This window comes from Mycolicibacterium phocaicum (assembly GCF_010731115.1).
In the GTDB taxonomy this organism is placed as follows: Bacteria; Actinomycetota; Actinomycetes; order Mycobacteriales; family Mycobacteriaceae; genus Mycobacterium; species Mycobacterium phocaicum.
Map to the genome: position 1 here is coordinate 4,331,702 of NZ_AP022616.1, position 15,852 is coordinate 4,347,553.

The window sequence follows — 15,852 nt, forward strand, 5'->3', positions numbered from 1 at the left end:
GTATGGGCGACTTTGACGGCCTCGTCGCGCTGATCACCGGCGGGGCACGGGGAATGGGCCGATCGCACGCGGTGGCACTTGCCGAGGCAGGTGCGGACATCGCCATCTGCGACCGGTGCGAGAACAACGACGCGATCGCGTACCCGTTGGCGACGGAAGATGATCTGGCCACCACCGCGGAGATGGTCGAGGCAACCGGAAGACGTTGTCTCACAGCCAAACTGTCGACAGCCGACCGCGGCGCGCTGGAGGAGTTCGTGGCTCGCGTCGAATCGGAGTTCGGGCGCCTGGACATCGCCGTCACCAACGCCGGTGTCAGCGCGATCGCGATGCTGCCCGACGTCCCGTCGGCACAGTGGGATGAAGTGATCGGGTCCAACCTCACCGGCACGTTCAACACGATCGCCGCAGTGGCGCCGGGGATGATCGCGCGCGGGTTCGGCCGGATCGTCACGGTGTCCTCGATGCTGGGCCGCAGCGGAAATTTCGCGCAGGCCGCGTATGCCGCCTCGAAGTGGGGCGTCATCGGGTTGACCAAGGTCGCCGCACACGACCTGGCCGGCCACGGCATCACCGTCAATGCGGTGGCGCCCGGCAACGTCGAAACCCCGATGACATTCAACGACGCGTTGTTCGGCGCCATGCGGCCCGATCTGGAGCGGCCGACGCTCGCCGACGTGGAATCGGTGTTCGCCTCGTTGCACCTGCAGCCGGTGCCCTTCCTGAAGCCGGCTGAGCTCACCCGCGCCGTCATGTTCTTGGCGCACCCCGACAGCACCCACATCACCGGGACGGTCCTGCCGGTCGATGCGGGCGCCACCGCCCGCTTCACCGGCTGACGAGAGGGCCGCAACTGGCATCATCGAAGCCATGACTGCGCGCCCGATCTGGTTCACAGCCTGCGTCACCGCCGCCCTCGCCCTCGCGCCGGCCGCGGCCGCGAGGCCGTCAGACCCGGGTGTGGTGTCGTACGCGGTACTGGGCAAGGGCTCGGTCGGCAATGTGATCGGCGCTCCGATGGGCTGGGAGTCGACCTTCACCGCGCCGTTCCAGGGGTTCTTCGTCGATCTCCCGGCCTGCAACAACTGGGGCGACATCGGCCTGCCCGAGGTGTACGGCGACCCGGACCTGGCGTCGTTCAACGGCGCCGTGGCGCAGACGACGGCGACCGATGACAGTCACGCTGCCAAGCAGGTGGTGGGCGTGTTCGCCACCGCCGAGGCCGCGTCGCGTGCGTTCCACCGCGTCGTCGACCGCACCGCCGGGTGCTCGGGGCAGACCACCGCGATGCACCTCGAGGACGGCCGGACGGAGGTCTGGAGCTTCGCGGGTGCCCAGGCCGGCCCGACGGACGAGGCGTGGGTCAAGCAGGAAGCGGGCACCGATCGGCGCTGTTTCGCGCAGACCCGGCTGCGGGAAAATGTTCTGCTGCAGGCGAAAGTCTGCCAGTCCGGCAACGCCGGCCTCGCCGTCAACGTGCTGGCCGGAGCCATGCAGAACGCGTTGGGGCAATGACGGTGTCCGGGGTGAGTCAGGCCTCGCACATATATTGCGCAGATTTTTGTCGGTGCCTCATGGCATCGTCGGACGAACACGTATTGCTCGGGACGAGTCTCAACTAGGCCTGGTCCGGGAGCACCAACCAACGGATACGGGGATCGGCCCCGAATCCCGGAAGGGGATGTTCAGATGGGCACCGCTACCGCCGTGCGTCGGCCGCACGCCGAATACCCCGAGTTGTCGAGCGCCTACGGCGCCGCCCTGCTGGCCGGTGGCGGCTGCCTGCGCGACGGGCCGGTGGGCCGCGTCGGCCTCGAACTCGAGGCGCACTGCTTCGACCTGGCCGACCTGACGCGGCGACCCGGCTGGGCTGAACTGACCGAAGCCGTCGAGGCCGTTCCACAACTGCCCGGCGGCAGCACGATCACCATGGAGCCCGGCGGCGCCATCGAACTGTCGGGTCCGCCGCTGGACGGCGCCGGGGCTGCGATCGCGGCGATGCAAGCCGATCAGACCGTGCTGCGGCAGTCGTTGCGTAGCCGCGGACTGGGTCTGCTGCAGGTCGGTGTCGATCCGCTCCGGCCGCAGGCGCGGGTGAATCCCGGGGGTCGGTATCGGGCCATGGAGGCGTTCTTCGCGGCCGGCGGGACCGGTGCCGCCGGTGCCGCGATGATGACGTCGACCGCCTCGCTGCAGATCAATGTCGATGCCGGCCCGCGTGACGGCTGGGCCGACCGCGTCCGCCTGGCCCACGCGCTGGGCCCCACCATGATTGCGGTGTCGGCGAGTTCGCCGATGCTGGGCGGCGAGTTCACCGGGTGGCAGAGCACGCGTCAGCGGATCTGGGGCCAGTTGGACACCGCCCGCTGCGGTCCCGTCCTCGGCGCCAGCGGTGACGATCCGGCCAACGACTGGGCGCGCTACGCCCTCAAGGCGCCGGTCATGCTGGTGCACACTCCGGAGGCAGAGCCGGTCACCGAATGGGTGCCGTTCGCCGACTGGGCGGACGGGCGGACGCTGCTCGGCGGCCGCCGGCCCACCGAGGCCGACCTGGACTACCACCTGACGACGCTGTTCCCGCCGGTCCGGCCGCGGCGCTGGCTGGAAATCCGCTACCTCGACGCCGTGTCCGACGACCTGTGGCCGGCTGTGGTGTTCACCCTGGTGACGCTGCTGGACGACGCCCGCCTGTCGCAGATAGCCTGGGAGGCAACGGAATCGGTCGCCACGGCATGGGATCAGGCGGCACGGGTGGGACTGGCCGATCCGCGGCTGCGCGAGGCGGCGGTGCGGTGCGTGCAAGCGGCCGCCGACGTCGCGCCCGCCGATGTGGCGGATTCGATGGACCGGCTGCTGCGCCAGGTGACCCGGGGCCGCAGTGCGGCCGACGATTTCGCGGACCGGGTCGTCGCGCACGGAATTGATGCGGCCATCGCCGGGTTGGCATCTGATGACCGGCTGAAAGGTGGGGCGTGAGTACGCGCGAGCTGTTGGCCCGAGGGCTGACCAGGGCCCGGGACCGGACGCTGGCCCTGGTCGAGTTCGACGATGCCGAACTGCTGCGCCAGTACGACCCGCTGATGAGCCCGCTGGTGTGGGACCTCGCGCATATCGGCCAGCAGGAAGAACTGTGGCTGCTGCGCGGCGGTGATCTGGGCCGTCCCGGCCTGCTGCCGCCGGACGTCGACAGCCTGTACGACGCGTTCGTGCATTCTCGCGCCAGCCGGGTGTCGCTGCCGCTGTTGCCGCCGACCGATGCGCGCGCATTCTGTCGGACCATCCGGTCCAAAGCCCTTGACGCCCTTGACCGGGCGCCCGACGAGGCTGCAGCCCAGTTCCCGTTCGCCCTCGTGATCAGTCACGAGAACCAGCACGACGAGACCATGCTTCAGGCCCTGAACTTGCGCAGCGGTCCGCCGTTGTTGGGGCCGGGCGCCGTCCTGCCGCCGGGGCGTGCCGGGGTCGCCGGTACCTCGGTGCTGGTGCCCGGCGGGCCGTTCGTGCTCGGTGTCGATGCGGCCGACGAGCCTTTCGCACTCGACAACGAGAGTCCCGCGCATGTCGTCGACGTGCCGTCGTTCCGGATCGGCCGGGTACCGGTCACCAACGCCGAATGGCGTGAGTTCATCGCCGACGGTGGCTACCGGCAGCCCCGGTGGTGGTCTGCGGCGGGCTGGGAGCATCGGAAACAGGCGGGTCTGGTGGCGCCGCAGTTCTGGAGTGCCGACGGCACCACCCGGGTCCGGTTCGGTCATGTCGAGGACCTGCCGCCCGACGAACCGGTGCAGCACGTCAGCTTCTACGAAGCCGAGGCGTACGCGGCCTGGGCCGGCGCGCGGCTGCCCACCGAGGTCGAGTGGGAGAAGGCCTGCACCTGGGATCCCGCGGCCGGAGCCCGGCGCCGATACCCTTGGGGTGCAGCCGAACCCGACGCGAACCGTGCCAATCTCGGTGGAGATGCGCTGCGCCCGGCGCCGGTCGGGGCGTATCCGGAGGGTGCCTCGGCCTACGGCGTCGAGCAGCTGCTCGGCGACGTCTGGGAGTGGACCACCTCCCCGCTGCGGCCGTGGCCGGGATTCACGCCGATGATCTACGACCGCTATTCGCAGCCGTTCTTCGAGGGCACCGGCAGCGGCGACTACCGGGTGTTGCGCGGCGGTTCCTGGGCCGTGGCGGGCGATATCCTGCGACCCAGCTTCCGCAATTGGGATCACCCGATCCGTCGCCAGATTTTCTCCGGGGTTCGCCTGGCCTGGTCGTGTGACGAGGAGCGCGGCTGATGTGTCGTCATCTGGGCTGGCTCGGCGCCCCGGTCTCGGTGTCGTCGCTGATCCTGGAACCCGCGAACGGGCTTCTGGTGCAGTCGTATTCGCCCCGACGGCAGAAGCATGGATTGCTCAACGCCGATGGCTGGGGCGTCGGGTTCTTCGACGGTGCGACACCGCGCCGCTGGCGCAACGCCGCCCCGTTGTGGGGTGACGCGTCGCTGGCGTCGGTGGCGCCGGCGCTGCGCAGTGGGTGTGTGGTGGCCGCCGTCAGATCAGCCACCGTCGGGATGCCCATCGAGCCGTCGGCGTCGGCGCCGTTCACCGACGGTGAATGGCTGTTGTCGCACAACGGCATCGTCGACCGTGGGGTGCTGCCGGTGTCCCGGACCGCTGAATCGACGGTCGACAGCGCGATCCTGGCCGCCCACATCTTCACCGCGGGCCTCGACAACCTGGGGGACACCGTGCGCAAGGTCGGGGAGTCCGACCCGTCGGCGCGGCTGAACATCCTGGCTGCCAACGGTTCCCGCATGCTGGCCACCGCGTGGGGCGACACGCTGTCGATACTGCGCCGGCCCGATGGGGTGGTACTGGCCAGCGAGCCCTACGACGACCACCCCGACTGGCAGGACATCCCAGACCGTCACCTCGTCGAGGTGACGGCCGCCGGCGTCGTGATGACGCCATTGACCTGAAGAAGAGGACCACACGATGACACCGAGCAAGACGGCACCGCTGCTGACCAACCACCTCGCCGCCGACTGGGCGCCCCGCGCGCTGCGACGTGATGTCCGGGACGGCTTGGCACAGTCACCGAAATCGTTGCCGCCCAAGTGGTTCTACGATGCCGTCGGCAGTGACCTGTTCGATCAGATCACCCGGCTGCCCGAGTATTACCCGACGCGCACCGAGGCGCACATCCTGCATGAGGCGGCGGCCGCGATCGTGGCGGCCTCCGGCGCGGACACTCTCGTCGAGCTCGGCAGCGGCACGTCGGAGAAGACGCGCATCCTGCTCGACGCGTTCCGGGACGCCGCGGCGCTGCGCCGGTTCGTGGCGTTCGACGTCGACGAGAACGTGCTGAGCGCCGCGCTCACCCAGTTGTCCGACGAGTACGACGGTGTCGAGATCAGTGGGGTCCGAGGCGATTTCGAGCAGCACCTGGGCGAACTGCCCGTCGTGGGCCGTCGGCTGATCGTGTTCCTCGGGTCGACGATCGGCAATCTGACGGCCGGCCCGCGGGCCGAGTTCCTCGCGAGCCTGGCGGCGGCGATGCAACCGGGGGACACGCTGCTGCTGGGCACCGACCTGGTCAAGGACACCACCCGTCTGGTCGCGGCGTACGACGACAGCGCCGGGGTCACCGCGCGGTTCAACCGCAATGTTCTGGCGGTGGTGAACCGGGAGCTGGATGCCGATTTCGATCTCGACCGCTTCGAACATGTGGCACGATGGAACACCGAACACGAGCGTATCGAGATGTGGCTGAGGTCTGTTGCCGCGCAACGGATTCAGATACGCGAGCTGGATCTGTCGGTGGAGTTCGAGGCGGGTGAGGAGATGTTGACCGAGGTGTCCTGCAAGTTCCGCCCCGAGGGCGTCGCGGCCGAGTTGGCGGCTGCCGGACTGCGGCAGACCGAGTGGTGGACCGATCCCGCCGGGGACTTCGGGCTGTCGCTGGCGGTCAAGCCGGACCCGCGGACGTGACCGGGGCCGATTCCGCCGTCGCGCGCCTGTGGCGCGCCGCCCGGCCCAAACCGCTGGGCCTGCATTTCGACAACGCCGCCTGCTCGCGGCAGAGCTTCGCCGTCATCGACGCCGCGACCCAGCACGCCCGGCTCGAGGCGCAGCTCGGCGGTTATGTGGCAGCCGAATCCGCCGAACCCGTTCTGGACGGCGGGCGTGCCGCGGTGGCCGCGCTGACCGGGATGGCTGCCGGTGACGTGGTGTTCACGACCGGCTCCAACAACGCACTCAACCTCCTGCTCAGCAGTTGGGACGGCGAGAAGACCGTGGCGTGCCTGCCGGGCGAGTACGGCCCCAATCTGGTGGTGATGGAAGCCAATGGATTCACCGTCCGGGAGCTGCCGGTTGACGGTCAGGGCCGCCTCGACGTCGAGGTGGCGGTCGCGCTGATACAAGGTGACCCGCCGGCGCTGGCCCATTTGACGGCGCTCGGCAGTCACCGTGGGGTGGCCCAGCCGTTGTCCGAGTTCGTGGCGGCGTGCCATGCGATCGGGGTGCCGGTGGCGGTGGACGCCGCTCAGGCGCTGGGCCATCTGGACTGCGCGGTGGCTCCCGACGTCATCTACGCGTCGTCGCGGAAATGGCTGGCCGGGCCGCGCGGGGTCGGCGTGCTGGCCATCAGTTCGTCTGTGTCGCACCGGCTTCGGCCGCGCATCCCGCTGCCGGAATGGGGGACGCCGCTACCGGTGCTGAAACGGCTTGACCTCGGTGAGGCCAATGTGGCTGCGCGCGTGGCCTTTTCGAAGGCCCTCGAAGAACATCTGGTGGCCGGGCCGGAACTGGTGCGGGCGCGGCTGGCCGAGGTGGGACGCCTGACACGCACCGCGCTCGCGGGATTGCCCGGGTGGCGAGTGGTCGAGGACGTCGATGAGCCCACGGCCATCACCACACTGGAGCCGACGCGCGGCGCGGACCCGAACTCCGTGCGCACCAAGCTGATCACCGAGCACCACGTCGTCACGACGGTGGCCGGCATCGAGCGGGCGCCGTTCGAGATGAAGATTCCGGTGCTGCGGGTCTCGCCGCACGTCGATGTCACCGACGAAGAACTGGAGTCCTTCGCCGGTGCGCTGACTGCCGCGTCGACCTGACCGTCAGGCCTTGTGTGCCGCGAGCAGGAACGCCGGCATCTTCAGCCGGCCCTTCTCGTCGAGGGCGTGCGGGGGCATCTCGAGCGGGGGCTGCCCCGGGATCGATGGCGGCGCGACCATACCGGCGTGGATGAACGCCGGGCGGATTTCGTCGATGGTCCAGTACTTGCCGACAGCCGCACGCAGCTCGTCCTCGGTGACCTCGTTCGGCTTCATCTCGGCCTCCGCCGGGAACGCGCCCTTGGCGAACACCAGGATGAAGTACTTGGCCCCCGGCGCGGCCGCGCGGAACACAGCCTGCTGGTAGCCGTCGCGCGCCTCGACCGGAATCGAGTGGAACAACGTCGAATCCAGGATGGTGTCGAAGCGTCCGTCGAATCCGGTGAACGAGGTGATGTCGTCTTCGACGAATGTCGCGTTGGTCAGATTGCGTTCGGCGGCAGCCTGTTTCGCGGCCGCGACCGCGGTGGGAGACAGTTCGATACCCACCACGTTGTGGCCCGCCGCGGCCAGCGCGAGGGCCAGCTCCGCGTGGCCACAGCCCGCGTCGAGGACCTCGCCGGTGACCTGACCGGCGTCGATCAAGGCAGCCAGTTCGGGCTGTGGCTCCCCGATGTTCCACGGCGGCGGACCGTCGAACCCGCCCTCCTGCCGATAGACGCTGTCCCAATCCATCACTTCATTCGACGAGTCGGTCATGCGTCCAACCTACGCGGGCGGCCGCCGGGTGGCGACGGCTATCTGCGGCGAATACAGGCCGCTGCGCAACTCGATGTCGACGCCGGCTGCGTCGGCCAAGGCCCGCAGTGCGGACGGGCTGTAGGCCCGCAGTGAGCTGATGACGCCGTCGTGCACGAACGGCACGAACGGGGCGAGCGGCAGCATGGCGGCGAGCCGCATCAGGTGCAGCGGCGACGGCGGCCGAGGCAGGTCGATGATGAGCAGCTTGTCCGCCACGCGGGTGCACTCCGCGAGCACCCGCACGGCGGCGGACGGGGGCAGATGGTGGAACGACAACGCGAAAACGGCCAGGGCATAAGCACTGTCGGCCGCGTCGATGGCCGTCGCGTCCATGCCGCGCACCGTCACCCGCGGATCGGAACCCAGGTCACCGGCGGTGATGGCCGCGACCGAGTCGGGCTCCAGGTCGGTGACCGTCAGCGTCGCCGTGGGGTGCATCTCCAGCACTTTTTTCGACAGCCCGCCGTGGCCGGCTCCCAATTCGAGGATGCGCGGGTCGGGAACGTCGGCGACTTCGTCCATGACGATGTAGGCGAAACGCTCGTGGAGGCCGAACCAATTGCCGGTGAGCTCCAGCGCGCGCACGACGCTGCGCTTGACGGCGGGATCGACGTCGTCGCGGTCGAGGTATTCGGGCTGATCGGTCTGCAGCGCGCGATCGAGGCACGAGGCGCGGGGACCGCCGCGCGGCATGCGATCGATGTCTGCGCTCAACCGAGTGCCTCGGTCAGAGCGGCGGGCACCTCGATGTCGGCCACCGCGAGGTTCTCCTCGAGATGCGCGACGGACGACGTACCGGGGATCAGCAGCATATTGGGTGCCGCGGCCAGGGTCCAGGCCAGCGCGACCTGTGCCGATGTCCGGCCGAGTTCGCCTGCCGCCTTGCGGATTTCAGGGTGGCCGAGCACCGGGTTCTCCGGATTGAACGCCGACCCCAGCGGGAAGAACGGGACGAACGCGATGCCGCGTGCGGTGCACGCGTCCAGCACGGGCTGCGAGGACCGGTCGAGGAGGTTGTAGGCGTTCTGGACGCACGCGATGTCGGTGCGCTGCAGCGCGATCTCGAGATGCTCGAGGGAGATGCTGCTCAGGCCGATGCCGCCGATCAGCCCCTCGTCGCGGGCCTCGATCATCGTGGTGAGCTGGCGGTCGAACAGTTCGCGGTCGACCTCGCCCGGGGCGCTGGCATCGCCGTCGGGGCCCATCACGCGCAGGTTCACCGCCGCGAGCCGGTCGGTGCCGAGGGTTTCCAGGTTCTGCTCGATGGCGGCCCGCAGTTCGGCGGGCTGCTGTGCCGGCAGCCAGGCGCCGGTCTGGTCCCGGCGGGCACCGACCTTGCTGACGAGCGCGAGGCCCTGCGGATAAGGATGCAGGGCCTCGCGGATCAGCTGGTTGGCCACGTCGGGGCCATAGAACTGCGCGGTGTCGATGTGGTTGACGCCGAGCTCCACCGCGCGTCGCAACACGGCGAGCGCCTGGTCGCGGTCGCGGGGCGGGCCGAAAACGCCGGGCCCGGGCAGCTGCATGGCGCCGAATCCGATCCGGTGGACCTGGTACTGGCCGAGCGCGTGCGTCGTCATGTAGCCAGGCTAACGCTAGTCGGACTCGCCGAGAATCTGGTAGATCTCGCGGCGGGCGTTGTTCACGATGTCCAGGATGCGTTGCTGCTGTTCGGCATTCGCGGAGTGCACCGACTGCGCGACGGCGCCGAACAATTGACCGAGCGCGTTGCGCAGGTTCAAGGCGGCAGGATCGGCGCCTTCGGCGATCTCGTCCCAGGGCGCGGTCTCGATCGCGTCGGCGGCAGTGCGGCCGTCCTCGGTCAGCTCGAAAGTCTTCTTGCTGCCCTGACTCTCGGCTGGCGTGATGAGACCCTCGTCCTCCAGCAGCTGCAGGGTGGGGTAGATCGAACCTGGGCTGGGCTTCCACAGGCCGTCGCTGCGCGCGGCGATCTCCTGCGTCATCTCGTAGCCGTGCATGGGCCGTTCGGTGAGCAGCTTGAGGATGGCGGCACGGACATCGCCGCGCCGGCTGCGACCACTGCCGCGGCCGCGGCCGCCATGACGCCGCCCGCGGGGACCGCCCGGTCCGAAGGGGCCGGCGCCGAAGCCCGGACCGAAGCCGGGGCCGAAGCCGAATCCCGGTCCGAATCCGAGACCGCCCTCGCCGCGGTGATCCCGCACATGATCGCGGAACTGTTCGCGCATCTCCCGACGGGCTGCACGGCGTTCGTCATGTCGAGCGCGCCGGTCGGCGGGGCCGACGAACGGTGACCGGTCGCCGGGTGTGAAACCGAAGCCGCCTCCGTGGGAGGGGCGGTTGAAGGGGCCACCGTCGAACGGGTGGCCGGGTGGGGTGAATGGGGTTTCCATAGATGTGTTCTCTCTTTCGGCGGGAGGCGCTTGGTGGCGCCTCCGATGCATTAACGATATATCGGAAACTATCGGAATGCAACAGTCCGCTGAGAGTCGGCTGCGTGCGGCCCGCGATGGGGCGCCCGCGTTTAGGGTGTGGCGATGACTTCGACCTGGCTGGATGATCCGGCCCGACTGGCCGCCGGCTGACCGGTGCGCGACTTCGGATTTCACGCCCTGGCGCTGGTGGCAGTCATCGGCCTGGTGGGGCCGCTGCTGGCGGCGGTACCCAAACTGCGCGTGCCTTTGATCGTCGGCGAACTCGCTGCCGGGATCGTCGTGGGGCGCACCGGGTTCGGCATCGTCGACGCGGATAACCCCACGTTCGTGCTGCTGGCGGACATCGGCTTTGCGCTGGTGATGTTCATCGTCGGGACCCATGTGCCGGTGCGCGACAGGTCATTACGCGGTGAGCTGCCCAGATCGCTGCTGCGGGCGGTCGTGGTGGGCGCCTTCGCCGCAGTGCTGGGGGCGGTCATCGCCCAGCTGTTCGGCACCGGCCACGCCCCGTTGTATGCGGTCCTCATGGCTTCCTCCTCGGCGGCGCTGGCGCTGCCGGTAATCCAGTCGCTGGGGCTGACGGGACCGCCGGTGCTGTCGGTCACCGCTCAGATCGCGATAGCCGACGCCGCGTCGATTGTGTTGTTGCCGTTGGTCATCAATCCGGCAGGTGCCCCGCGCGCGGCGGTGGGCGTCCTGGCGATCGCCGCCTGCGCGGTCCTGCTGTACTTCCTGCTGCGGTACGAAGCCGAGCGCGGGTGGCTCAAGCGGATGCACAAGTACTCACACCGTCGGCACCTGGCGCTCGAACTGAGGATCAGCCTGATCGTGCTGTTCGGCCTGGCGGCGCTGGCGAAATCGACGCACGTGTCGATCATGCTGGCGGGTTTCGCCCTCGGCCTGTGCCTGTCGGCGATCGGCGAGCCGCGTCGGCTGGCGCGCCAGTTGTTCGGCATCACCGAGGGATTCTTCGCGCCATTGTTCTTCGTCTGGCTCGGCGCGTCATTGCAGGTGCGGGAACTCGGCGAGCACCCGGGCCTGATCGGGTTGGGTGCGGCGCTGGGCGTGGGAGCGGTACTCGCGCATCTCAGTGGCCGGCTGTTCGGGCAGCCGCTTTCCCTCGGGGTGCTGGCGGCCGCGCAATTGGGCGTTCCGGTGGCCGCTGCGACGTTGGGGACCCAGCAGCAGCTGCTGAGTCCGGGCGAGCCGTCGGCGCTGATTCTCGGCGCTCTGCTGACCGTCGTGGCGACGTCTGTGGCCGGCGGGATTGCCCGGCGCCGGCAAACTTCGGTGGCTTGACTCGCGGCGCGCGGTCAAGCTCGACGCACCGTCTCAGCATGTGGACACTTGCACGGTGGGGCGCCCTGTCGGCGAGCCCGCCGCGGCTACGACTGACGCGTGCGCAAGTTATGCGTAGCGTAATTTGCTGAAACTGCAATTTTTCGACGTATCGCCTTTTTGGCGTGCTGCCCAATCCATGGTGTGACGTGCGTCTCGTCGTGTGGTGAGTGACCGGCGACGAGGTCGGCCGAGATTTGGGCGGTTCTGCTGGCCAAATTGCTGATTCTGTAGCAAAGCTAACTTGCCCGCCGAAGTGGCAACCTCGGCACGCTCAATGTCAACGGCGCCATCGACTCGTTGGTGGGCGGTCTGCTCCCGGGCGGCCTGCAGTTGATCACCGGCATCAACGGCCCGGTGCAGAACATCCTGCAGCAACCGTTGGCCGTGGCGGAGGCAATGGTGCCCGCGGTGCTGGACTCGGTCACCGCACTGGTCGCCGGCCTGGCGATCTCGACCGTCGGAATCGGCTGCGGCGCGTGCCTCGGCACGACGCCGGTGGTGCAGCAGGTGGTCAAGAGCGTGACCGGCATTCTGCAGTCGGTGCTCACCCTGAATCCGGGCACCATCTACAACGGCGTGCTCAACAATGTGGTGAGCCTGGTGCAGAACATTCAGAAGAATGTCACCGATTTTGAAACCGGCACCGTCCCGTACATCGTCAACCGGATCATCACCGCGCTGAACGTGAACCCGAATGCACCGGGCGGCGTCACCGTCCCCGCTGCGGCGACGACGGTCGCCGCTCTGTCGGCGGCGCCGGCGGCCGAGACCGCGAAGACGGATTCGACCGACGCGGTGACGACGACGAAGAAGGCGACCACGGCAACCGCGGCGACCTCCACCGAGGCGGCACCGTCGACCGATGCGGCGAAGGACACGTCCACGAAGGCTGCTGACACCAAGGCCGCCGACACGAAGGCTGCCACCGAGACGGCGGCGACGGACACCAAGGCTGCTGACACCAAGGATGCCGACGCCAAGGCGACCGATACCAAGGTGAGCGACACCAAGGCGACCGACACCAAGGCGACCGACACCAAGGGTGCCACCAAGGACGCCGACACCGTGACGACGCCCAAGGACACCGCCACCAAGACCAAGAAGGCACAGAACCCGGTGTCGAAGGTCGCGAAGTCGATCGCCAAGGCGATCAAGGGTGCCGCCCCGAAGGCACCGAAGGGCAAGACCGCCAGCAAGTAGCCGCTCAGCGAAACTGTGGCCCCACCGCCGAAAGGCGATGGGGCCACAGTGCGTTCAGCGACTATCGCCGGCTGCGGAAGGCGGCGGCCACGATCGCGGTGGCGACCAGCGCGAGTCCGGCCGCGGTCGCCGCGGTGGCGCCGATACCCGAATCGAACGCGAGGCGCGCCGATTCCACGAGGTGGTTGCCGAGCTCGGCCGGCAGGGTCCGGGCGACCGAGATGGCGCCGCCGATGCTCTCCCCGGCGTCGGCCGACTGTGCGGGTGAAAGTGCGCCCGGCAGTTCGACGTTCGCGCGATAGAACGCGGTGAACATGGTGCCCAGCCCGGCGGTGCCGATCACCGCGCCCAACTCGTAGGCGGTCTCCGAGACCGCGGAGGCCGCGCCGGCTTTCTCCGGTGGCACCGACGCCACGATGGTGTCGTTCGAGATCGTCTGCGACACACCGACGCCCAGCTCGAGCACGGTGAACGACACGATGACCCCGACCATCGTCAGGTCGTGACGGAACAGCAGGATCAGCAGGAAGCCGGCCGCCACCAGGAGCAGCCCGGTGACGATCAGCGTCTGCGGCGCAAACCGTTTGGTCAGCCGCACCACGGCGATGCCCGCGATCGTCGACGCCGCCGCACCCGGCAGCATGACCAGCGCGGCGGTCAGCGGGTCCAGTCCCAGGACCAGCTGCAGGTGCTGTGAGACGAAGAACAGGAACCCGATGAGGCCCACCATCGACAGGAAGTTGGCCAGGATCGACGCCGTGAAGGGGCCGTGGCCGAACAACCGCATATCGAGAATCGGTGTGGCGCTGCGGTTCTGCCGGCGCACGAACCAGACGCCCGCGGCGATACCCAGGGCGACGGCCGCCAGCGTCAGTGTCGAGATGCCGTCATGCGCGGCGGTCTTGATCGCCCACACCACCGGCAGCATGGCCACCAGCGACAGCAGTACGCTCAGCGCGTCGACCGGGCCCGGGTTCGGGTCCCGCGATTCGGGCACCAGCTTGGGCGCCAGCACCAGCAACGGCAGCAGGATCGGCACGGCGATCATGAAGACCGCACCCCAGTGGAAGTGCTGGAGCAGCAGGCCACCGACGATGGGGCCCAACGCCGAACCGGCCGCGAAGCACGACGCCCAGATGGCGATGGCGAGCCGGCGGGAGGTGGCCTCGGTGAAGATGTTGCGGATCAGCGACAACGTCGAGGGCATCAGCATGGCGCCGAACACGGCGAGCGCGGCGCGTGCCGCGACCAGATACCCGGCGCTGGGCGCGAACGCCGCGGCGGCCGAGATGGTGGCGAAGCCGACGGCGCCGATGAGCAGCAGGCGGCGCCGGCCGAGCCGGTCGCCGAGGCTGCCCATCGTCACCAAAAGCGTTGCCAGCACGAGTGAATAGATGTCGATGAGCCACAACTGGGTGGCGGCCGACGGGCGGAAGTCTTCGGCGATGCGGGGCAGCGCGAAGGCCAGCACCGTGTTGTCGATGGAGACGAGCAGCACCGGCAGCATCAGCACTGCCAGCGCCCACCAATGGCGTTGCGGGGTCCGGTTCGTCACCTCGTTGGTGACGAGACTGGTGGACATGGGGAATTACCTAACTTGTTGCGGTGAAAGCAAATTCGGGGGATCAGGATTGATCCGGGGTGATGGTGCCGGCCGTCAGGCTGGCCATGATGGCGTCGACGATCTCGACCCGCGGCGCGATGTTCCGGCGCAGTGCCTCATATCCGGCGTCGAGCAGGGCCCAGAAAACCAGGTGCGGCCACTCCGGTGGGCTGGTCTGCGGTCGTGCCGAAACCCGCGCCAGCACTTCGGCTATCGCCTCGTCGCCGGTATCGAGGATCGCGGACAACTCCGGATCAGCCACGATGGTCGGCTCGTTGTAGACGAAGGGCACGATGGGTCCGAGGTCCAGCTGGGATTCGACCACCCGGCGCAGCGCCGCGAGCGGGGGACCGCAGGCCGGCTCGGCTTTGTCGATGGCGGCGTTGCACATCTCGTGCACGTACAGGGCGACGGCGCGGATCAGCTCGGAACGCTCGGAGAAATACCCGGTGCAGGGTGCTGCGGCCGACGCCCGCGGCGGTGGCGATGTCGCTCAACGACGCCGCGGGATTGGTCGCCAGGACGGCGGTGGCGGCATCGAGAATCGCCTTCCGGGTGCGCGACCGCACACCGGTGTCGAACGATTTCAACTCAGCCATGCGTCAAAAGTAGCACGTTTGGCCGAAAATGGGACAGCATTGTCTCAATATGAGGCTGGTGAGAGTGATCACGTCGGGGCGGTGGGAAGGCTCGTCGGCGGGAAGTACATAGCGTCCCTCACCAGGTGCGCGGGCTCTGCTGATTGCGCTCAGGTACTTCTTCCGGGCGGCCAGACGTCCCAGAGCGCAAAAACCACCCGTGCATCGCGCCGACGACTGCACCCACGCACTTCTCGCCGCAATGCTGCCTTCACGGCAGCGGCCGAACTTGTCGGTGGGCGGGTAGAGGCTGGGCCCAACCAATCGGGAAGGGGTGGGTATGTGCTGGAAATGCGATAACCCAAACGGCACCACTGAGGAGTACCTCGACATGTTGCGCGGGATCATGAAAGACCACGGCTGGGCCGTCCAGTTTGTCGAAGACAATCGCCGGCCATTCGCGTACACAATCGGTCTGCACAACCTGGGTTTGCCTGAGCTGCTGGTCACGGGGTTACAGCCGCAGACGGCCGGCCGGGTGCTGAATTCACTCGGACATCAGATTGTTGACGACGGTACGTTTCTGCGGCCCGCCATGCATATCGACTATCAGGGCGAGTTCATGTTCGAGGTCATCGATGTCGAACATCCGGACGTGCATCTGAAGTACGCGGTCGAACTCTGTAGCCCGCGAATCCGCGCGTTCCAACTCGTGTGGACCGATGCGCGTGGCCACTGGCCGTGGGAGAGAGGCTGGAGCCACGGTCGCCGCAGGCAACCGGTCCTTGGTGTCCGCACTCAGCCGAACGGCGAAGCAGCCTCGTGAAAGACGAAGGCCCTGACCAGATTTCCCTGGTCAGGGCCTTGCTC

General features: G+C 68.5%; 15 protein-coding genes and 1 pseudogene. 10 read left to right on the forward strand and 6 right to left on the reverse strand.

Annotated elements, in window-relative coordinates; translation table 11 throughout:
* Positions 1–2: 2 nt before the first annotated feature.
* From G6N46_RS20650 to egtE, 7 genes are all read left to right on the forward strand, one after another.
* Positions 3–839, forward strand: a complete 837-nt coding sequence (locus tag G6N46_RS20650; protein ID WP_138250961.1) for a mycofactocin-coupled SDR family oxidoreductase — start codon at positions 3–5, stop codon at positions 837–839.
* Between the two features lie 31 nt (positions 840–870).
* Positions 871–1,515: a sensor domain-containing protein gene (locus G6N46_RS20655; RefSeq protein WP_138250960.1), complete on the forward strand. Its 645-nt coding sequence runs from the start codon at positions 871–873 to the stop codon at positions 1,513–1,515.
* Between the two features lie 174 nt (positions 1,516–1,689).
* A complete protein-coding gene (egtA, locus tag G6N46_RS20660) occupies positions 1,690–2,976 on the forward strand; it encodes an ergothioneine biosynthesis glutamate--cysteine ligase EgtA (RefSeq protein WP_138250959.1) in 1,287 nt (428 codons plus the stop codon).
* Positions 2,973–4,280, forward strand: coding sequence for an ergothioneine biosynthesis protein EgtB (gene egtB, locus G6N46_RS20665; protein WP_060998836.1), 1,308 nt, complete (start codon positions 2,973–2,975; stop codon positions 4,278–4,280). The genes egtA and egtB overlap by 4 nt, the downstream gene beginning before the upstream one ends.
* The gene (gene egtC / locus G6N46_RS20670) at positions 4,280–4,963 is read left to right on the forward strand and encodes an ergothioneine biosynthesis protein EgtC (RefSeq protein ID WP_133426309.1); all 684 of its coding nucleotides are present in this window, start codon (positions 4,280–4,282) and stop codon (positions 4,961–4,963) included. The genes egtB and egtC overlap by 1 nt, the downstream gene beginning before the upstream one ends.
* A 16-nt stretch (positions 4,964–4,979) precedes the next feature.
* Entirely contained in the window at positions 4,980–5,975 is a 996-nt protein-coding gene (egtD, locus tag G6N46_RS20675; RefSeq protein WP_133426310.1) for an L-histidine N(alpha)-methyltransferase, read from the forward strand.
* On the forward strand, positions 5,972–7,105 hold the full coding sequence (egtE, locus tag G6N46_RS20680) for an ergothioneine biosynthesis PLP-dependent enzyme EgtE (protein ID WP_133426311.1): 1,134 nt from the start codon (positions 5,972–5,974) through the stop codon (positions 7,103–7,105). Before egtD ends, egtE begins: the two co-directional genes overlap by 4 nt.
* Positions 7,106–7,108: 3 nt before the next feature.
* Here the strand turns inward: egtE and G6N46_RS20685 are convergent, their stop codons facing one another.
* The 4 genes from G6N46_RS20685 to G6N46_RS20700 are packed head-to-tail and all read right to left on the reverse strand — an operon-like array spanning position 7,109 to position 10,218.
* A complete protein-coding gene (locus G6N46_RS20685; protein WP_133426312.1) occupies positions 7,109–7,804 on the reverse strand; it encodes a class I SAM-dependent methyltransferase in 696 nt (231 codons plus the stop codon).
* 9 nt (positions 7,805–7,813) lie between these two features.
* The gene (locus G6N46_RS20690) at positions 7,814–8,539 is read right to left on the reverse strand and encodes a class I SAM-dependent methyltransferase (protein ID WP_133426469.1); all 726 of its coding nucleotides are present in this window, start codon (positions 8,537–8,539) and stop codon (positions 7,814–7,816) included.
* Positions 8,540–8,556: 17 nt separating this feature from the next.
* On the reverse strand, positions 8,557–9,426 hold the full coding sequence (locus G6N46_RS20695; protein WP_133426313.1) for an oxidoreductase: 870 nt from the start codon (positions 9,424–9,426) through the stop codon (positions 8,557–8,559).
* Positions 9,427–9,441: 15 nt separating this feature from the next.
* Positions 9,442–10,218, reverse strand: coding sequence for a PadR family transcriptional regulator (locus G6N46_RS20700; RefSeq protein WP_133426314.1), 777 nt, complete (start codon positions 10,216–10,218; stop codon positions 9,442–9,444).
* A gap of 195 nt (positions 10,219–10,413) precedes the next feature.
* Between G6N46_RS20700 and G6N46_RS20705 the strand changes: the two genes are divergently transcribed.
* Positions 10,414–11,559: a cation:proton antiporter gene (locus G6N46_RS20705; RefSeq protein ID WP_061009656.1), complete on the forward strand. Its 1,146-nt coding sequence runs from the start codon at positions 10,414–10,416 to the stop codon at positions 11,557–11,559.
* A 342-nt stretch (positions 11,560–11,901) separates the two neighbouring features.
* Positions 11,902–12,801, forward strand: a complete 900-nt coding sequence (locus tag G6N46_RS20710) for a hypothetical protein (protein WP_163692927.1) — start codon at positions 11,902–11,904, stop codon at positions 12,799–12,801.
* A 61-nt stretch (positions 12,802–12,862) separates the two neighbouring features.
* Here the strand turns inward: G6N46_RS20710 and lfrA are convergent, their stop codons facing one another.
* Positions 12,863–14,383, reverse strand: coding sequence for an efflux MFS transporter LfrA (lfrA, locus tag G6N46_RS20715; RefSeq protein WP_138250958.1), 1,521 nt, complete (start codon positions 14,381–14,383; stop codon positions 12,863–12,865).
* A 43-nt stretch (positions 14,384–14,426) separates the two neighbouring features.
* Positions 14,427–15,003: pseudogene (locus G6N46_RS29105) on the reverse strand (TetR/AcrR family transcriptional regulator).
* A 370-nt stretch (positions 15,004–15,373) separates the two neighbouring features.
* Here G6N46_RS29105 and G6N46_RS20725 point away from each other — a divergent pair.
* Entirely contained in the window at positions 15,374–15,808 is a 435-nt protein-coding gene (locus G6N46_RS20725) for a DUF4262 domain-containing protein (RefSeq protein ID WP_234789554.1), read from the forward strand.
* Positions 15,809–15,852: the final 44 nt, after the last annotated feature.